Below are 18,574 nucleotides of genomic sequence, written 5' to 3'. Positions count from 1 at the left end.
GGCGAGGGCGGCCGCGACTCAGCCGCGCAGTCGCGCCATCCAGGCCTCGACGTCCTCGGGGCGGCGGGGGAGCGCGGCCGAGAGGTTCTCGTTGCCGTCGGCGGTCACGAGCACGTCGTCCTCGATGCGGACGCCGATCCCGCGGTACTCCTCCGGGACCGCCAGGTCGTCCGCCTTGAAGTACAGGCCGGGCTCGATCGTGAAGACCATGCCGGGCTCCAGGATCCCGTCCAGGTAGAGCTCGCGGCGCGCCTGCGCGCAGTCGTGCACGTCCAGGCCGAGGTGGTGGCTCGTGCCGTGCACCATCCAGCGGCGGTGCTGCTGGCCCTCGGGCGAGAGCGACTCGGCCGCGCTCACGGGGAGCAGCCCCCACTCCTCCAGGCGCGCGGCGACGACCTCCATGGCGGCGGCGTGCACGTCGCGGAAGCGCGCGCCCGGCACGGCGACGGCAAACGCGGCGTCCGCGGCGTCGAGCACCGCCTGGTAGACGCGACGCTGGACGTCGGTGTACTCGCCGTCCACGGGCAGCGTGCGCGTGACGTCCGCCGTGTAGAGCGAGTCGACCTCGACGCCCGCGTCGAGCAGCACGAGCTCGCCGGTGCGCACGACGCCGTCGTTGCGGATCCAGTGCAGCGTCGTCGCGTGCTCGCCCGCCGCGGCGATCGTCTCGTAGCCGACAGTGTTGCCCTCGAGGCGCGCGTGCGCGTCGAACGTGGTCTCGATGACGCGCTCGCCGCGGCGGTGCTCGACCGCGCGCGGAAGGTTCCGCACGACCTCCTCGAAGCCCGCGATCGTCGCCGCGACGGCCTCGCGCATCTGCTCGACCTCGTGCGCGTCCTTGACGAGCCGCAGCTCGGAGACGGCCTCGACGAGCGCGGCGTCCGTGCGCCGGTAGGCGGCCTCCGCGCGGGCGAGCCACTCGGCCTCCGAGAGCTGCTGGTCGGCAGCGGCCGCCTCGACGTCGTCGACCCCGGCCTCGGCGCGGATCGCCTCCACGAGCGCCTCCACCGCCTCGTCGGCGCCCGCGACGACGAGCAGCGTCACCCCGCCCGGGCCGACGTCCTTGGCGAGCGCGTCGCGCAGCTCGTCGACGTGCCGTGCCTCGACGCCCGTCGCGGTGGCGACGTCGTCGAGCGACGGGCGCGCGCCCACCCAGAACTCGCCGTAGCGCGAGTCGGCGTAGAACTCCTCCGTGTCGCGCGCGGCGAGCGGGCGCACGTACAGCACCGCGTGATGGCCGGAGCCGCCGTCGCCGGTGCCGGGCTCGACCGGGTGCAGGACGAGGACGGCGTCGGGCTCCTGGTCGGTGCCGTAGCCCGTCAGGTGCGCGAACGCCGAGTGCGGGCGGAACCGGTAGTCGGTGTCGTTCGAGCGCGTCTTCAGCGGACCGGCGGGCACCACGAGGCGCACGCCCGGGAACCGGGAGGACAGCGCGGCGCGGCGCGCGACGGTGAAGGGAGCGGCGGGCAGGGGCTCGACGTCGAGCTCCGCGCGCGGCGCCCAGCCGCTCGTGATGAAGGCCTTGAACGCGTCGGAGTCGGGGCGCTGGGAGCGGTTGCTGCCGCGCGCGGCCAGGTCCTGGCCGTCGCCGGCGTTCTCGGGGGTCTGGTCGGGCGTCTCGGACGTGGGCTCGGGCGTGACGGGGGTGGCGTCGGTCATGCCCCCAGTCTCGCACCGCGCACGCGGCCGAAGTCCGCGAGCGCGCGCCCGAGCACGCGGTTGAAGGCCTCGGGGGCCTCGCTGTTGACGTCGTGGCCGGCGCGCGGCACGACGACGAGCGCGGCGTCCGCGGCGGCCGCGAGGTAGCGCTGCTCGTCGAGGCGCATGTGGTCGCGGGCGCCGTTGACGAGCCAGACCGGCACGTCGACGTCGCGCACGTGGGCGAGCCACGAGCGGCCCGCGAGCTGGGTCAGCGCGTCGGTGACGACGTGCCAGCCCGGCGCGGCCGGGGGCCGCGTGCCCGCGTCGGCCGGGCCGGCGAGCGCGTACGACGACGCCGCGCCGCCCGGGAGCGAGCGCCCGCCCCGGGCGATCGTGCCCCATGCGCTCGCGCTCGTGCGCGCCGCCCAGCGGGCTCCGCGCCCGACGGCGCCCCCGCCCGCCACGACGAGGCGCGCGACGTCGCGGTAGAGCGCGACGGGCTTGCCCTTGGGGTCGGACGTGCACGCCGCGGCGACCACCCCCGCGAGGTTCGCCGGGCGGCGGGCCGCCCAGGCGAGCGACGTGTAGCCGCCGAGCGAGAGCCCGACCAGGACGACCCGGCGGCCGGGGCCGAACGCGGCGGCGGCCTCGTCGATCACCTCGAAGGACCGGTCGAGCGTGAACCGCTCGTGCGCGCGGACGCCGTGCGCGGGCAGGTCCACGGCGACGGCGTCGTGCCCCAGCGCGCGCACGTGCGCCACCTGGCGGTCCCAGATCGCGCCGGACGTGCGCATGCCGTGCACGAAGACGACGGCGGGCTGGCGCTCCGAGCCGTCGGCGGACGCGTCGGTGCGGTGGCCGGGCGGGGTGCGGAGGGCGACGGGGGAGGGGGCGGGGGCGTGCGTCGTGGGGGTCATCGCTCCCGACTGTGGCACCCCAGCCTGGGACGGCCGTGGGGAGGGGCGGCGCCCCGTGTGGACATCGTGTGCGGGTCCCGTGCCGCCGACCGGGTGTCCCGTCACTATCCTGGGTCCCGTGCGCATCGACCTCCACACCCACTCGACCGCGTCGGACGGCACGGACGCGCCGGGAGAGGTCGTCGAGGCCGCGGCCGCGGCCGGGCTCGACGTCGTCGCGCTCACGGACCACGACACGACCGCCGGCTGGGCGCAGGCGACGGACGCCGCGCTGCGCCACGGCGTCGTGCTCGTGCGCGGCGCGGAGATCTCGGCCCGCTCGGGCGGCATCAGCGTGCACCTGCTCTCCTACCTGCACGACCCGGCGCACGCGGCGCTCCTCGCGGAGCTCGACCGCACGCGCGACGCGCGCACGAGCCGGGCGCGGAGGATGGTCGACCTGATCGCCGAGGACTACCCGATCACGTGGGATGATGTGCTCGCGCAGACCGTCGAGGGCACGACGATCGGGCGGCCGCACATCGCGGACGCGCTCGTCGCCGCAGGGCTCTCGCCCGACCGCTCGGCGGCGTTCGCGACGATCCTCGCCACCGACACCCCGTACTACGTGCCCCACTACGCGCCCGACGCCGTCGCGGCCGTGCGGGGGATCCGTGCCGCGGGGGGTGTGCCCGTCTTCGCCCACCCGGGCGCGGACGGCCGAGGCCGCGTCGTGTCCGACGCGGTGATCGAGGAGATGACCGCGGCGGGGCTCGCCGGGCTCGAGGTGTTCCACCGCGACCACGACGAGCGTCAGCGCGCACGGCTCGAGGACCTGGCCCGCACCCTGGGCCTGTTCGTCACCGGGTCGAGCGACTACCACGGGGCCGGCAAACCGAACCGGCTCGGGGAGAACACGACAGCACCGACCGTGCTGGAGCAGATCGAGGAGCTGGGACAGTTGGACGTGATCCGATGATCGGACGATGAGCGAGGTCTTCGACGTCCGGCTCTTCACGGAGGTCTTCGTCACCCTGTTCGTCATCATGGACCCGCCCGGCACCGTGCCGGTGTTCCTGGGCCTGACGAGCGCGATGGGTGCCAAGCAGCGCAACCAGGCGGCGCGCACCGCGATCCTCGTCGCGTTCGGCGTGATCGTCGCGTTCGCGGCGTTCGGCCAGCAGATCCTCAGCTACATGCACATCTCGCTGCCCGCGCTGCAGACCGCGGGCGGCCTGCTGCTGCTCCTCGTCGCGATGGAGCTGCTCACGGGCAAGATGGAGGAACCGCAGCCGTCGGGCAACAAGGGTGTCAACGTCGCGCTCGTGCCCCTCGGCACGCCGCTCCTCGCCGGCCCCGGCGCGATCGTCGCGACCATGGTCTTCGTGCAGCGCGCGGGGGAGCGCGGGGGCGGCGTCGCGGAGTGGGTCGCGATCGTCGCGGGCGTCGTCGCGGTGCACGTGTGCCTCTGGCTCTCCATGCGCTTCGCGAACGTCATCAACCGCGTGCTCGGCGACTCCGGGACCATCCTCGTGACGCGCATCGCCGGTCTGCTGCTCGCCGCCATCGCGGTCCAGCTCGTGGCCGACGCCGTCACGCAGTTCGTCCAGGCCGCCTGAGGCCGCGCCGGCCCGCGAGCCCTGCCGCGGCGCGCGAGGTGCTCCCCGGGCTGGCGCCGCGCTGTCGAGAGGCTTCGCGGTCGCCGTCGGCGGCGCGCTAGGGTCGGCAGCGGCGTGGACGAGGCCGTTCGCGCGACGAGTTCGGCAGGGGTCCTCATGAATCCACGGGCAGGCACGGCCGGACGCTCGGCGCGGCGCAGGATCGCTGCCGTCATCCTGGTCGCGGCGGGTGGATGTGCGAGCCTCGCCGGCTGCACCTCCCCGCCCGCCACGACGGCCACCGTCCAGAACCTCGGGCTCGTCCCCCTCCCGGCGTCGGTCGAGGTCTCGGACGCCGCGCCCTTCGTGCTCGACGACGAGACCCGAGGCGACGAGCGCGAGCAGCCTGCTCAGCCGTCGGCGTCGTGGGGTGGTGGGGGCCATGGTGGGTCTCGCTTTCGTCGTCGAGGAGCGGTCTCGCGCAAGGTCCTCCCAGCGGCGCGTGCTGGTCAATCCCCGTACGAGAGACCCCGTACCGCGCGACTCCGTCGCCGCGTCCAAACAGGGGATGTTAGGTTCTTTCGGTGAACCGGCCGATCGTCCCTCCCCGCAAGGTGTCCGAGCTCGTCGTCGAGCGGCTCAGCGAGCGCGTCGCGCGCGGCGAGTGGCCCGTCGGCACCCGCATCCCGCCCGAGCCCGAGCTCGTGGCCGAGCTCGGCGTCGGGCGCAACACCGTGCGCGAGGCCGTGCGGGCCCTCGAGCACGCCGGGATCCTCGAGCCCCGGCGCGGCGACGGCACCTACGTCCGCGCGGCCGACGGCCTCGACGCGGCCCTGGCCCGCCGGGCGCGGACCACCGACGCCTTCCACGTGCTCGACGTGCGCGGGATCCTCGAGCGCGGAGCCGCGCGCGCGGCGGCCGTCCGGCACGACGCGGACGCGCTCGCCCGGCTCGACGCCGCGCTCGCGGCTCAGACCGCGGCCCGCGGTGCCGACGAGGACACGTTCCAGGCCGCCGACGTCGCGTTCCACGCCGAGGTCGTGCGCGCCGCCCGCAACCCGCTGCTCGCGGACCTCTACGACGGCCTCGACCACGCGCTCGTCCGGACCTTCCCCTCGGGGGACCGGCGAGTGCACCACCGCGACGTCCCCGGCCACGAGGAGGTCGTGGCCGCGATCCGGGCCGGCGACGCCGACGCGGCCGAGGACGCGGTGGCCGCGACGATCGACGTCGTGCGCGCGCACCTCGTCGAGGCCGCCGCCGAGCACGCCGGGGCGACGGAGGCCGACGCGTGAGCGGGCTGCGCCGACCGCTGGGGGTGGGGGCGGTCGTCGCGATCGTCCTCGCGTCGCTGAACCTGCGCCCCGCCGTCGTCTCGATCTCGCCGGTGCTCGGCGAGATCCGCGCCGACCTGGGGCTCAGCGCGACGGCGGCCGGCGTGCTCACGACGCTCCCCGTCCTGTGCTTCGGCCTCCTCGCGCCGCTCGCGCCCGTGCTCGCGCGGCGGTGGGGCCTCGAGCGCGCGCTCTTCGTGAGCCTCGTCGCGCTGTGCGTCGGCTTCGCGCTCCGGCTGGTCCCCGAGACCTGGGGCCTGTTCGCCGGGACCGTCGTCGCCGGGTGCGCGATCGGCCTCGGGAACGTCCTGCTCCCCGCGCTCATCAAGCGCGACTTCGCCGACCGCATCGGCCTCATGACGGGGCTGTACTCCATGGCGCTGTCGGGCGGCGCCGCGCTCGCCGCGGGCCTGACGATCCCGGTCGCGACCGCGGCCGGTCTCGACTGGCGCGGCGCGCTCGCGACGTGGGGCGTGCTCGCCGTCCTCGGCGTGCTCGTGTGGGTCCCGCGCGCGCTGCGGCCCGACCCGGCCGGAGCGACGGCGTTCGGCGCGGGGGCCGGGGTCGCGCGCTCCACGGTGTGGCGGAGCCCGCTCGCCTGGGCGGTCACGGTCGTCATGGGCATGCAGTCGCTGTCCTTCTACGCCGTCAACGCGTGGCTCCCGGAGATCATGGTCGCGCTCGGCCGGACGCCGGAGGCGGGCGGCTGGCTCCTCGCGCTGTGCAACCTCGCGGGCATCCTCGGGTCGTTCGTGACCCCGGTCCTCGCCGGGCGCATGCGCCGGCAGCGCGGCATCGGGGTCGTCCTCGTCGCGCTCGTCGGGTCCGGGCTGCTCGGGCTCGCGCTCGCGCCCGGCGCCGCCGCGCTCTGGGTCGTGCTGGTGGGTCTCGGCCAGGGCGGCGGCATCAGCCTCGCGCTCACTCTCATGGCGCTCCGGGCGCGCGACGCCGCCCACACGTCCGAGCTCTCCGGCATGGCGCAGAGCGCCGGGTACCTGCTCGCGGCGACCGGACCGCTCGGTCTCGGGCTCGCGCACGACGCCACGGGCGCGTGGACGCTGCCGCTCTTCCTGCTCGTCGCGGCGGCCGCCGTCCAGGGCGTCGCGGTGTGGTTCGCAGGCCGCGACGCGCACGTGCACTGACCGGCGCCGACCTGCACCGACTCGACGCGACGAACCCCGGGCCGCTCCCCACGGCGTGGTGACCGTGGGGAGCGACCCGGGGTTCGTCGTCGGGCCCTGAGACGGGGCGCCGCGGGTGCCCGGTGGGCTACTCGGCGGGCTGGGTCGCCTCGGCGCCGCCCTGCTCGACGGGGCGGCCGCCGCGCGTGCGGCGACGGTTGCGGGACCGACGACGGCGCTCGCCGCCCTCGGACGGCGCGTTCTCGGACGGCGCGCCCGCGGCGTCGGTCTGCTCGCCCTCGGGACGACCGCCCGCGCGCTCGCCCTCCGCGCGACGCCCGCCGGAACGGCCCCGGCCGCCCGAGCGACCGCGGTCACCCTGCTCGCCCCGGCTGCGACCGCCGTCCGACCGGCCGCCCTGGCGACCCCGCGACCCGCCGGCCGGCGTGTGCCGCTTGCCGGTCTCGCCGAGGTCCTCGATCTCCTCCGCGTCGAGCCCGGCGAGCGTGCGCCGGTCCTTGGGGAGGCGGCCCTTGGTGCCCTCGGGGATGTGCAGGTCGGTGTACAGGTGCGGCGAGCTCGAGTACGTCTCGACCGGCTCGGGGATGCCGAGGCCGAGCGCCTTGTCGATGAGCGACCAGCGCGGGATGTCGTCCCAGTCGACGAACGTCACCGCGGTGCCCTTGTTGCCCGCGCGGCCCGTGCGGCCCGTGCGGTGCAGGTACGTCTTCTCGTCCTCGGGGCACTGGTAGTTCACGACGTGCGTGACGTCCTCGACGTCGATGCCGCGCGCCGCGACGTCCGTCGCGACGAGCACGTCGATCTTGCCGTTGCGGAACGCGCGCAGCGCCTGCTCGCGCGCGCCCTGGCCGAGGTCGCCGTGGATCGAGCCGGCGGCGAAGCCGCGGTCGACGAGCTCGTCGGCGACCTTCGCCGCGGTGCGCTTGGTGCGGGCGAACACGATCGTGCGGCCGCGGCCGTCGGCCTGGAGGATGCGCGCGAGCATCTCGACCTTGTCCAGCGCGTGCGCGCGGTAGACGACCTGCTCGATGTTCTTGACCGTCTGGCCGCCGTCGTCGGGGTCGTTCGCGCGGATGTGCGTCGGCTGCTTCATGTAGCGGCGCGCCATCGACACGACGGCACCCGGCATGGTCGCCGAGAACAGCATCGTGTGGCGCTGCGCGGGCGTGCGGGCCAGGATCTTCTCGACGTCGGGCAGGAAGCCCAGGTCGAGCATCTCGTCCGCCTCGTCGAGGACCACGATCGCGGCCCGCGTGAGGTTGAGGTGGCCCTGGTTCATCAGGTCGATCATGCGGCCCGGGGTGCCGACGACGACCTCGACGCCGCGCGTCAGCGCCTCGACCTGCGGCTCGTACGCGCGGCCGCCGTAGAGCTGCACGATGCGCACGGAACGACGCTTCGAGGCGGTGCCGAGGTCGTTCGCGACCTGCACCGCGAGCTCGCGCGTCGGCACGACCACGAGGGCCTGGGGCTTGCCGGGCGACGGCAGCTCGTCGAACCCGGGCTCGCCCGGGGCGACCACGCGGTGCAGCAGCGGCACGCCGAAGCCGAACGTCTTGCCGGTACCGGTCTTGGCCTGGCCGATGATGTCGTGCCCGGACATGGCGACGGGCAGCGTCATCGCCTGGATGGGGAAGGGCTGGACGATCCCCGCGTCGGAGAGCGCGTCGACGATCTCCTGGCGCACGCCGAAGTCGGCGAAGGTGGTGTTGTCCGCGTGGACGCTCGCGGCGACGGTCGTCGCGTCGGCGCTCACGTCCGGGGTCGCGTCGGTGCTGGTGGCGTCTGTGGTGGTCACTGGTGCCTCTGTCTCGTTCGGGCACGCGCGACCGTCGGCGGGCCCGACGGGGCCCGGTCCCGGGAGGCTCCCGGTCGCGGTCGTACGCACCTCGTGGCCGGCAGCCGATCGTGGGATGTCGTGGCCCGGCCCGCGCTGCGGACCGTGCCGTGCCGTCGTCGTTCGCGTGACGAGCGTGAGGTCTGGACGACCGGGCAACCGATGTACGTCGGCCATGATATCGGAGAACTATCCTGGCCCGATGAGCGACGCCGAGCACGCGAGCCCCCTGACCCTGCCCACGGCGGACCACGCGGACGCGGTCGAGCTGCTCGGCCTCGTCGCCTACACCGAGCTCGCGAGCTTCGGCCGGCTCGCGGGCGACGCCGCGCACGCGCCCACGCTGCGCCAGCGCCAGGCCCTGTCCCGGCTCGCGGCGGCGATGCTCGACCGGCAGGAGCGCGTCCTCGTCCGCGTGGACGAGCTGGGCGGGGACCCGGCCGACTGCATGACGGCGTTCGACGGCCTCTTCGACGACTTCGACGCCCGCACCCGCCCGAGCACCTGGTGGGAGGGGATCCTCAAGGGGTACGTGGGGCAGGGCGTCGCGGACGACTTCTGCCTGCTCGCGGCCCAGGGCCTCGACGAGCGCTCGCGCGCGGTCGTCGTCGACGCCCTCACGCAGGACACGCCGTCGCAGCGCTACGCCCCCGTCATCGCGGACGCCGCCGCGGCGGACCCGGTGCTCGCGTCCCGCCTCGCGCTGTGGGGTCGACGCCTTGTCGGCGAGGCGCTGGGCGTCGTCGGCGTCGTCCTGTCCGAGCGGCCCGCCCTCGCCCGGCTCGTCGCGGCGGGCGTGGACGCGACGGCCGACGCCGCGGCGGGCGGCCCGGCGCCCGCGACGCAGTCGTGGGTCTTCTCGCGCCTGACGGCGGAGCACTCCCGGCGCATGGACCGCCTGGGCCTGGCGGCATGACGAAGCCGCCGCCGCGCCCGGGGGCGCGACGGCGGCGTCGTGACGGTCAGGTCGTGGCGGTCAGAGCGAGCCGAAGCCGACCTTGCGCTGCTCCTCGGTGCCGATCTCGACGTAGCCGAGCGACGCCGTCGGGACGATCACGCGGCGACCGCGCGAGTCGGTGAGCTCGAGGGCGGGGGCACCGCCGAGGGCGTCGGCGACGGCGGTCGCCACGGCGTCGGCGGACAGGTCGGTGTCGACGACGAGCTCACGGGCCAGGTTCTGCACACCGATCGTGACTTCCACGTACATCTCCTCACAGCGGCTGCGCCAGGCGCAGCGACGACGGGTCTCGGGTCGCCCGTGGGCGTCCCACCGGCGACAACGCGTTCGATAGTAGTCAGATTCCCGCGGTCGACCCGTCGAGCGCCGCGTCCGCGTCCGGTCCGAGGACGACGTCGGCCGACGCCGTCCCCGCCGCGCCCGGGGTCCCGGCCCGCGGACGGCGCAGCATCCCGTGCACGCCGCGCCAGACGAGGCGCGGGACGAGCCGGGTGACGTCGTCGGCCGAGGCGGTCCCGTCCGGCCGCACGGCCTCGGTCGCCGCCGCCCGGCCCACGGCCGTGCACGTCCGCGAGACGACGAGCGCCTCGTCCGCGTCGAGGTCGGTGATCCGGACGAGCACGTCGGCGAACGCCCCCGCGATGCGGGCGTCAGGGGCGAGCACGCGCGCCCGCACCACCGGGTCGCGCATCACGTCCGACTCGAAGAGCAGGGCCGCGGACCGACCGGCGGTGCGCGCGTAGGCGACGTACGCCCGGACGATGCCCTCGATGACGGCGAGCCCGTCGACCGCGAGCGCGTCGACGTCGCCCGCGGAGATCCCGGGGGCCGGCTCGCGGAACGGGTCGAGCGTGACGTGGACGGAGCGGACGAGGCGGTCGCCCTGGTCGTCGATGAGCGCGAGGTAGAGGTCCAGCTTCGAGGGGAAGTGCCGGTAGAGCACGGGCTTGCCGACCCCGGCGCGGTCCGCGATGTCGTCCATCGAGATGTGGTGGTAGCCGTGGGAGGCGAAGAGCTCCTCGGCGATCGTCAGGAGCTGCGTGCGCCGCTCGTCCCGGGGCATCCGGGTGCGCGCGGCGACGGGCGGCCCGGCCGTGCCGCGCGTGCGTCCCTCGCTGGCTCCGGTCATGGGGGGAGGATACGGAAACGGAGGCCGCTGTCGACCGGGCGTCGCGAGGAGTGGGACGATGGGCGGGTGCCCGACAGACATACCCCCCCGAACCGCCCGTCGACAGCTCGCGCGAAGCGCTCCTCGCGGGGTCTGCGGCACGGGGCGGCGGTCGCCGCCTGCCTCGTCGTCGGCTTCGGCGGCGGCGCCGCGACGGCGGAGGTGTGGGACGTCGCGGGCATGACCGTCCCGGTCACGGCGGACCGCGAGGACCCGCCCGCTCCGGTCCGCGACGAGCCCGACGCGGCGAGCCGGTCCGGCGCGGAGCGCGCGGGCGACGTCGTGCGGGCCCCGGAGCTGCGCGAGCTCGTCGCACCGCGCCCGGACGTGGTCGCGCCGCTCGCTCCCGCGGACGCGCCGACGGCTCCGGCCGCGGACCCCGTGCCGGAGCCCACGCCGCCGCCCGCGGTCCCGGTCGCCGAGCCCGGCTCGGGGCTCGTGGGCGACGTCGTCGTCGCGCCCGACCTCGGGGGTGCGCTCGACGTCGTCCCGGGGGAGGCCCCGGCGCCGGGGGCGGGCACCGTCCGGTCGGTGCGGGTCGAGGTCGAGCAGGGCCTTCCCGTGGACGGCGAGGTCCTCGCGACGGCCGTGCTCGCGACGCTCAACGACCCGCGCGGGTGGTCCGGCCCCGACGGGGTGACGTTCTCCCGGACGGCGTCCGACGACGCGTCGATCCGCGTCGTGCTCGCGAGCCCCGCGACGACCGACCGGATGTGCGCACCCCTCGCGACCGAGGGGAAGTACTCGTGCGGCAACTCCGTGTCCGGCGTCGCGGTGCTCAACTTCGAGCGCTGGGTGCTCGGCGCCCCCGACTTCGGCGACGACGTCGCGACGTACCGCCAGTACCTCGTGAACCACGAGGTGGGTCACGTCCTCGGGCACGGCCACGAGGACTGCCCGGCCCCGGGCGCCGTCGCGCCGGTGATGGTGCAGCAGTCGATCTCGGCCCAGGGCTGCCTGACCAACGGGTGGCCGGTGCCGTAGTCGCGCCGCGCCGTTGGCGATGCCGACGGTGTGGGTGGCGCGTGATGGGATCGGGTCCGTGCCCCGGACGACCGCCCCTCGCCTCGTCGCGCGGCCTCGCGACCACGAGGCCGACGTCACGCTCGACGACTCCCAGCGCGCCGCGCTCGCCGCGGCGGCCGGGCCGGGCGCGACGCTCGTCGTCGGGGCGCCGGGCACGGGGAAGACCCTCGTCGCGCAGGAGGTCGTGCTCGCGGCGCTCGCCGACGGCCTCGCCCCCGAGCGCGTCCTGCTCCTCGCCGCGTCGCGCCGTGCGGCCGCGTCGCTCCGCGACCGTCTGTCGGCCCGCGCCCGCCGCACCGTCGGGGCGCCGATGGTGCGCACCGCGGCCTCGGCGGCCTTCGCGGTCCTGCGCGAGCGCGCGGCCGCGCTGGGGGAGCCCGTCCCGACGCTCATCTCCGGCCCGGAGCAGGACCTCGTGCTCTCCGAGCTGCTGGAGGGCCACCTGGAGGGCGACCTCGCGCACCTGGGCTCGCCCCTGGTCCTGCCGCCCGGCCTGCCCGAGGAGGCGCTCGGGCTCCGGGGCCTGCGCCAGGAGCTCCGCGACCTCCTCATGCGCGCGGCCGAGCGCGGCCTGACGCCCGCCGACCTGGCCGCGCTGGGCGACCGCTACGAGCGGCCGGAGTGGTCGCTGGGCGCCCAGCTCTTCGCGGAGTACCTCGACGTGACCGCGCTGCGCTCGGGGACGCCGGACGCGGGCGCCCGGTTCGACCCGGCGATCGTGGTCGACGAGGCGGCCGAGGCGCTGCTCGCGTGGGACGACGAGGTGCCCGACGCCGCCCGGCCGCGCTGGGACCTCGTCGTCGTCGACGACTACCAGGAGGCGACGGTCGCGACCGCGCGTCTCCTGCACGTGCTGCACGACGACGGCGCACGGCTCGTGCTGCTCGGCGACCCCGACGCGGCGGTGCAGACCTTCCGCGGGGCGAGCCCGGGCCTCGTCGGCCGTGCCTCGGCGCCCGTCCGCCGGGACGGTGCCCGGCGCGGCGAGCTCGGGGCGCGCGTGGCCGTGCTCGGCACGGCGTGGCGGCAGGACGCCGCGCTGCGGGACGTGACGCGCCGGGTCGCGGCGCAGGTCGGCACCGTCGCGGGCGCGGTGCACCGCGGTGCAGCGCCCCGGGGCGTACCGGTCGACGCGGGCGCGCAGGACGCGCCCGGTCCGGTGGACGCGCCCCGGGGGAGCGGCTCGGGCGGCGAGCCCGGGGCCGCCGCGCCCGTCCAGGTCGTCGTGCTCTCCGCGGTCGCGCAGGAGGCCGCGTTCGTGGCCCGCGAGCTGCGGGCCGAGCACCTGCTGCACGGCACCCCCTGGCACCGGATGGCGGTCGTCGCCCGTACCGGGACACGCCTCGCGGCGCTGCGCCGCGAGCTCGTCGCCGCCTCGGTGCCGGTCACGCTGCTCGGCTCCGACGTCCCGCTGCGCGACGAGCCGGCCGTCGCGCCGCTGCTCGCCGCGGTCCGCGTGTGCGTCGCGGACCCGGACGACGCCGAGGCGCTGGACCCGTTCACCGCGGCGGCCCTGCTCACCTCGCCCGTCGGCGCGCTCGACGTCGTCGCGCTCCGGCGGCTGCGGCGCGCGCTGCGGGCCGAGGAGCTCGAGGGCGGGGGCGGGCGCTCGTCCGACGCGCTGCTCGTCGAGCTGCTCCAGGACCCGGCGCGCGCGGCGACGCTGCCCCCGACCGTCCGCCGGGGGCCGGTCGCGGTCGCGCGGGCGCTCGCGGCGGGGCGGGCGGCAGCGGCCGAGCCCGGTGCGACGGCGCAGACCGTGCTGTGGGCGGTGTGGGCGGCGACCGGGCTCGCGGAGCGGTGGCGGTCGGCGGCGCTCGACGGCGGCCCGGCCGGGGCGCGTGCGGACCGTGACCTCGACGCGGTGCTCGCCCTGTTCCGCGCGGCGGAGACGTTCGTCGACCGCATGCCCGGGGCGCCGGCCGAGGCGTTCGTCGAGTACCTCGCGTCGCAGGACCTGCCGGCCGACTCGCTCGCGGCGAGCGCGAGCGGCGCCGACGCCGTGGCGGCCCTGACGCCCGCGGGTGCCGCGGGGCGCGAGTGGGACGTCGTCGTGGTCGCGGGCGTGCAGGACGGCGTCTGGCCCGACCTGCGCCTGCGCGACTCGCTGCTCGGGTCGCAGGCGCTCGTCGAGCTCCTCGCGGGCCGCGCGCACGACGCGCACGGCGTGGGCTCCCAGGCGCGGGCCCAGGTGCTCGCGGACGAGCTGCGCGCGTTCGTCGTCGCGACGTCGCGCGCGACCCGGCGGCTCGTGGTGACGGCGGTCCAGGACGCGGAGGAGGCGCCGTCGGTGTTCTGCGACCTCGTCGTCCCGCCGGCCGGTCCGGACGGTCCGGACGAGGGCCCGGACGGCCACGGGCCGGACGACGGGTCGCCGGGCCCCGCCGCGGCGGGCGGACCGTCCCCGGGCCCGGGCGCCGACCCGGAGGGGCGGCGGCACGTGCGCGTCGGGGCCCCGCTCGACCTGCGCGGGCTCGTCGCCGCCGCCCGTGGCGTCCTCGTCGAGGCGGCGGCGCGCGAGGCGCGCCCGCCCGCAGGTGACCCGTGGACCGCTCCGCGGCAGGACGGCCACGGCCACGAGCCGGACGACGGCCACGGGGCGGCGCCGGACGCGAGGGCGGTCGCCGCGGCGACGCTCCTGGCCGACCTGGGCGAGCTCGGCGTCGCGGAGGCGCGGCCCGAGACCTGGTACGGGGTCGCCGGGGTGTCGAGCACCGCATCCCTGCGGGGCGCGGAGGAGATGGTGACGGTGTCGCCGTCGAAGGTCGAGACCGTCTCGACCTGCCCGCTGCGCTGGTCGCTCGAGGCCGCGGGCGGCACCGCGCCGGACGCGACGCACCAGAGCCTCGGCACGCTCGTGCACTCGATCGCGGAGTCCCACCCGTCGGGGTCGCTCGCCGAGCTGCGCGCGGAGCTCGACCGCCGCTGGGCCGAGCTCGCGCTGCCCGAGGGCTGGCCGACGCGCCAGCTCCGCCGTCGTGCGGACCGCATGATGGAGAAGCTCGCGGCCTACGTGGCGCAGGCGGGCGAGCCGCTGCTCGTCGAGCCGACGTTCGACGTCACCGTCGGGCGGGCGCGCCTGCGCGGGACGATCGACCGGGTCGAGGACGCGGGCGAGGGCAAGGTCCGCGTCGTCGACCTCAAGACCGGACGGCGCACCGCGACCAAGGCCGAGGGTGCCGAGCACCCGCAGCTCGGCGCGTACCAGCTCGCGGTCGAGGCAGGTGCGCTCGACGTGCCCGAGGGGACCCGGAGCGCGGGGGCGCAGCTCGTCTACGTGGGCAGCACGCACGTCGGCCCCGCCGTCGTCCCGCAGCCCGCGCTCGACCCGGCGCCGGACGGCTCGAGCTGGGCGCGCGACCTCGTGGAGGAGGCTGCCGGCACGATGTCGGCGGCGACGTTCACGGCCCGCCAGAACGGGCTGTGCGAGATGTGCCCGGTGCGGCGCGCGTGCCCCGTGCAGCCCGAGGGCAGGAGGGTCGTGGCGTGAGCAGCGAGCTGTTCGAGCTCCCGGAACCGGACGCGACGCGTGGGTCGGTCCGGCTGGTCGCGGCCGACGGGGTCGCGGTCGAGGCGACGGCGCCCGGGGCGGGCACCGTCGAGCCGCCCCGTCCGACGCTGTCCGCGACCCGCATCGCGGACCTGCTGGGCCGGCCCCGCCCGACGCCGGAGCAGGTCGAGGTGATCGAGGCGCCGCTCGAGCCGACGCTCGTCGTCGCCGGGGCGGGCTCGGGCAAGACGGAGACCATGGCGGCGCGCGTCGTCTGGCTCATCGCGAACGAGCTCGTCGCGCCGGACGCGGTGCTCGGCCTGACCTTCACGCGCAAGGCCGCGGGCGAGCTGTCCGAGCGCGTCCAGGTGCGGCTCGCGCAGCTCGCCCGCGCCCGCGGCGGCGCGTCGTCCGCCCTGTCGCTGCTCGACCGCCCGACGGTCGCCACCTACAACGCCTACGCCGCGTCGCTCGTCGGCGACCACGGTCTGCGCGTCGGCGTCGAGCCCGGGGCGCGGCTGCTGGGCGAGGCGCAGCAGTGGCAGCTCGCGTCGGAGGTCGTGGAGGGCTGGGACGACGACCTCGGCACGGACCGCGCGCTGAGCACGGTCGTCGCGGCGGTGCTCGGGCTGTCGGGCGCGCTCGGCGAGCACCTCCTCGAGCCCGCCGACGCCCGCGACCGCCTCGCCGGCATCGTCGAGCAGCTCGACGCGCTCCCGCTCGGTCCGCGGCAGAAGGCCCGGACCAAGGAGGTCGAGAAGCTCGTCGGCGACGTCGCCGAGCGCGTCCGGCTGCTCGACGTCGTCGCGGAGTACCGGCGCCGCAAGCGCGCCACGGACTCCCTTGACTTCGGCGACCAGGTGGCGCTCGCGGCCCGGCTCGCGCGCGAGGTCCCGGTCGTGGGGGAGACGGAGCGCGCCCGGTTCCGCGTCGTCCTGCTCGACGAGTACCAGGACACGTCGCACGCGCAGGTCGAGCTCCTCGCGGGCCTGTTCGGCGGCGGGCACCCCGTGACGGCCGTCGGCGACCCGCACCAGTCGATCTACGGGTGGCGCGGCGCGAGCGCGGGCGGCCTCGCGCGGTTCCCCGAGCGGTTTCCGCGCTCGACGGGCGACCGGTCGGCGGTGCGCTTCCTGTCGACGTCGTGGCGCAACGACGCCGCGGTGCTGGCCGCGGCCAACGTCACCGCGGGCCCGCTGCGGGCGGCGGGGGCGGGCGGCCGCGACCGGGTCGAGGTGCCCGCGCTCGCGCTGCGCCCGGGCGCGGGGCCGGGCGCGGTGTCCGCGCACGTCGCGGCCACCGCCGAGGAGGAGGCCGGGGCCGTCGCGGAGCTCGTCGCCGCGCGCTGGCGACCGGCGAGCGCCCCCGGTGGGCGCGTCACGGCCGCGGTCCTGTGCCGCAAGCGCAGCCAGTTCGCCGCGGTCGAGGTGGCGCTGCGGCGCCGCGGCCTGCCGGTGGAGGTCGTGGGCCTCGGCGGTCTCCTGACGACGCCGGAGGTCGTCGACGTCGTCGCGCTCCTCGAGGCGGTGCACGACCCGTCGCGCGGCGACGCGCTCGTCCGCCTCCTCACGGGTCCCCGGCTCAACCTCGGGTCGGCGGACCTGCACGCCCTGGGCAGCCGCGCCGCGGACCTCGCGCGGCACGAGGGCGCGCTCGGGTCGCGCCGTCGCGCGGTGGGACCGACGGACGGTGCCGAGCTCGTGGTCGTGGAGGGCGACGTGGCCGACCACCGCTCGATCGTCGACGCCCTCGACGACCTTCCGGAACCGGGCGAGCCCGCCGCCGACGGCCGCACGCTCACGCCGCAGGGTCACGCCCGCCTGTCGGCGCTGGCCCGCACCCTGCGCGCGCTGCGCGGGCTCACGTACCTGTCGCTGCCGGAGCTCGTCGTCGAGGCGGAGCGCGCGCTCGGTCTCGACGTCGAGGCCGTGACGAACGAGGCGCTGCTCGCGTCGCGCCGGCTCGCGGACCCGGAGGCCGTGAGCGACCGCGCGCGGGAGCACCTCGACGCGTTCCGCGACGTGGCCGCGACGTTCACCCAGACGGCGGACGTCGTGACGCTGGGTGCGTTCCTGGCGTGGCTCGGGGTCGCGTCGACGCGCGAGAACGGGCTGGACCTGCCGGTGCGCGAGCCCGACCCGGACGCCGTGCAGGTCATCACCGCGCACGCCGCGAAGGGGCTCGAGTGGGACGTCGTCGTCGTCCCGGGGCTCGTCGACGGCGTGTTCCCGACGACGGCGCAGTCGTCCTCGGGGGTGCGCGCGGACAGCGGCTGGCTCACCGACGTGAGCCAGCTCCCGTACCCGCTGCGCGGCGACGCCGCCGACCTCCCGGAGTTCCGCTTCGACCTCGCGTCCGACACCAAGGAGCTCGTGGTGCGGCGCGACGAGTTCCGCGCGGCGAGCGGCGAGCACCAGCTCGCGGAGGAGCGCCGGCTCGCCTACGTCGCGTTCACCCGGGCGCGCCGCGAGCTGTACCTCATGGCCTCGTGGTGGCAGACGGGCTCCCGCCCGCGCGTGCTCTCGCCGTTCCTCCTCGAGCTCGTGGAGTCCGGGGTCGTGGCGGCGGACGGGTGGTCGGCCCCGCCCGGGCCCGACGACACGAACCCTCTGGAGGACGTCGAGGTCACGGGGGAGTGGCCCGCGCCCGACGACGCCCCCGACGGGTCGGCCCGCGCCCTCCTGCGCGACACCGCGGCCGCGGTCGAGCGCGCAGCCTTCGTCCGCGCGGGCGGGAGCGGTCCCGCGGGGCTCACCGCGCCTGCGGGCGTGCTCGTCGACGCCGAGGGGCGCGACCTCGTCGCGCTCGCCCGGGTCCTGCTCGCGGAGCGGGCCGAGCGCTCGGGCCGGGAGGTCGAGCTGCCCGCGCACGTCTCGGCGTCGAGCCTCGTGCGGCTCGCGGCCGACCGCGACGAGTACGCGCTGCACCTGCGGCGCCCGGTCCCGGTCGAGCCCACGGTGCACGCGCGCCGCGGCACGCGGTTCCACCTGTGGGCCGAGCGCTACTTCACGACGTCGTCGCTCCTGGACGTCGAGGACCTCCCCGGCGCGGACGACGACGACCTGGACCCGGACGCGGACCTCGAGACCCTGCAGCGGACGTTCCTCGCGTCGGAGTGGGCGAGCCGGACCCCGGTCGCGGTCGAGGTCGACGTCGAGACCCCGGTCGGCGGCACGGTGCTGCGCTCGCGCATCGACGCGGTGTTCCCCGAACGGCCGGAGCACGCCGGCGGGGCGCGCGACGCCGTCGTGGTCGTCGACTGGAAGACGGGACGGGCACCGTCGGACGCCGCCGCGCGCAGCGTGCGCGAGGTGCAGCTCGCCGTCTACCGGCTCGCGTGGTCGCGGTGGACAGGGCTGCCGCTGGAGAAGGTGAACGCCGCGTTCTACTACGTCGCGTCCGACGAGACGGTGCGCCCGCGCCGGCTCCTGGGCGAGGCGGAGATCGAGGCGCTGCTGGCGGGCTGACCGGTGGGACCGGCCCG

The 18,574-nt window shown here is 76.8% G+C and carries 13 protein-coding genes; 8 read left to right on the top strand and 5 right to left on the bottom strand.

The window, feature by feature from the left end:
- Positions 1-18: 18 nt before the first annotated feature.
- Together ACFC2L_RS04640 and ACFC2L_RS04635 are read right to left on the bottom strand one after the other, a co-directional pair.
- Positions 19-1,659: an aminopeptidase P family protein gene (locus ACFC2L_RS04640; protein ID WP_375823125.1), complete on the bottom strand. Its 1,641-nt coding sequence runs from the start codon at positions 1,657-1,659 to the stop codon at positions 19-21.
- Entirely contained in the window at positions 1,656-2,558 is a 903-nt protein-coding gene (locus tag ACFC2L_RS04635; RefSeq protein ID WP_375823124.1) for an alpha/beta fold hydrolase, read from the bottom strand. The genes ACFC2L_RS04640 and ACFC2L_RS04635 overlap by 4 nt, the downstream gene beginning before the upstream one ends.
- A 118-nt stretch (positions 2,559-2,676) precedes the next feature.
- Between ACFC2L_RS04635 and ACFC2L_RS04630 the strand changes: the two genes are divergently transcribed.
- The 4 genes from ACFC2L_RS04630 to ACFC2L_RS04615 all read left to right on the top strand — a co-directional run bounded on the left by ACFC2L_RS04630 (position 2,677) and on the right by ACFC2L_RS04615 (position 6,611).
- On the top strand, positions 2,677-3,516 hold the full coding sequence (locus ACFC2L_RS04630; protein ID WP_375823123.1) for a PHP domain-containing protein: 840 nt from the start codon (positions 2,677-2,679) through the stop codon (positions 3,514-3,516).
- Positions 3,517-3,523: 7 nt separating this feature from the next.
- The gene (locus tag ACFC2L_RS04625; RefSeq protein ID WP_336722006.1) at positions 3,524-4,156 is read left to right on the top strand and encodes a MarC family protein; all 633 of its coding nucleotides are present in this window, start codon (positions 3,524-3,526) and stop codon (positions 4,154-4,156) included.
- A 563-nt stretch (positions 4,157-4,719) separates the two neighbouring features.
- Positions 4,720-5,430: a FadR/GntR family transcriptional regulator gene (locus ACFC2L_RS04620; protein WP_375823122.1), complete on the top strand. Its 711-nt coding sequence runs from the start codon at positions 4,720-4,722 to the stop codon at positions 5,428-5,430.
- Entirely contained in the window at positions 5,427-6,611 is a 1,185-nt protein-coding gene (locus ACFC2L_RS04615) for a CynX/NimT family MFS transporter (protein ID WP_375823121.1), read from the top strand. The genes ACFC2L_RS04620 and ACFC2L_RS04615 overlap by 4 nt, the downstream gene beginning before the upstream one ends.
- Positions 6,612-6,738: 127 nt before the next feature.
- Here ACFC2L_RS04615 and ACFC2L_RS04610 read toward each other — a convergent pair whose 3' ends face one another.
- A complete protein-coding gene (locus ACFC2L_RS04610) occupies positions 6,739-8,409 on the bottom strand; it encodes a DEAD/DEAH box helicase (RefSeq protein ID WP_375823120.1) in 1,671 nt (556 codons plus the stop codon).
- Between the two features lie 241 nt (positions 8,410-8,650).
- On the opposite strand from ACFC2L_RS04610, the gene ACFC2L_RS04605 reads away from it, so the two are divergent.
- On the top strand, positions 8,651-9,364 hold the full coding sequence (locus ACFC2L_RS04605; protein WP_375823119.1) for a ferritin-like fold-containing protein: 714 nt from the start codon (positions 8,651-8,653) through the stop codon (positions 9,362-9,364).
- A 60-nt stretch (positions 9,365-9,424) separates the two neighbouring features.
- Here the strand turns inward: ACFC2L_RS04605 and ACFC2L_RS04600 are convergent, their stop codons facing one another.
- Both ACFC2L_RS04600 and ACFC2L_RS04595 read right to left on the bottom strand, forming a co-directional pair.
- Positions 9,425-9,649, bottom strand: a complete 225-nt coding sequence (locus ACFC2L_RS04600; RefSeq protein ID WP_205205335.1) for a DUF3107 domain-containing protein — start codon at positions 9,647-9,649, stop codon at positions 9,425-9,427.
- Between the two features lie 94 nt (positions 9,650-9,743).
- Positions 9,744-10,535, bottom strand: a complete 792-nt coding sequence (locus tag ACFC2L_RS04595; RefSeq protein ID WP_375823118.1) for a TetR/AcrR family transcriptional regulator — start codon at positions 10,533-10,535, stop codon at positions 9,744-9,746.
- 66 nt (positions 10,536-10,601) lie between these two features.
- Between ACFC2L_RS04595 and ACFC2L_RS04590 the strand changes: the two genes are divergently transcribed.
- Genes ACFC2L_RS04590 through ACFC2L_RS04580 form a run of 3 tightly spaced genes read left to right on the top strand, consistent with a single transcriptional unit; the run spans position 10,602 to position 18,557 of the window.
- Positions 10,602-11,558, top strand: coding sequence for a DUF3152 domain-containing protein (locus ACFC2L_RS04590; protein ID WP_375823117.1), 957 nt, complete (start codon positions 10,602-10,604; stop codon positions 11,556-11,558).
- Between the two features lie 58 nt (positions 11,559-11,616).
- Positions 11,617-15,090, top strand: coding sequence for a PD-(D/E)XK nuclease family protein (locus ACFC2L_RS04585; protein WP_375823116.1), 3,474 nt, complete (start codon positions 11,617-11,619; stop codon positions 15,088-15,090).
- Entirely contained in the window at positions 15,087-18,557 is a 3,471-nt protein-coding gene (locus ACFC2L_RS04580) for a UvrD-helicase domain-containing protein (protein ID WP_375823115.1), read from the top strand. Before ACFC2L_RS04585 ends, ACFC2L_RS04580 begins: the two co-directional genes overlap by 4 nt.
- Positions 18,558-18,574 lie beyond the last annotated feature (17 nt).

This window comes from Cellulosimicrobium sp. NPDC055967, from assembly GCF_042269845.1.
Lineage (GTDB): Bacteria > Actinomycetota > Actinomycetes > Actinomycetales > Cellulomonadaceae > Cellulosimicrobium.
Note: the sequence above shows the minus strand (reverse complement) of the source record. Positions and strands in the feature narration are given on the sequence as shown.

Bases quoted from the DNA above. Each gene is read 5' to 3' on its own strand.
- ACFC2L_RS04640 (WP_375823125.1), bottom strand. From the start codon at position 1,659: ATGACCGACGCCACCCCCGTCACGCCCGAGCCCACGTCCGAGACGCCC.
- ACFC2L_RS04635 (WP_375823124.1), bottom strand. From the start codon at position 2,558: ATGACCCCCACGACGCACGCCCCCGCCCCCTCCCCCGTCGCCCTCCGC.
- ACFC2L_RS04625 (WP_336722006.1), top strand. From the start codon at position 3,524: ATGAGCGAGGTCTTCGACGTCCGGCTCTTCACGGAGGTCTTCGTCACC.
- ACFC2L_RS04605 (WP_375823119.1), top strand. From the start codon at position 8,651: ATGAGCGACGCCGAGCACGCGAGCCCCCTGACCCTGCCCACGGCGGAC.
- ACFC2L_RS04595 (WP_375823118.1), bottom strand. From the start codon at position 10,535: ATGACCGGAGCCAGCGAGGGACGCACGCGCGGCACGGCCGGGCCGCCC.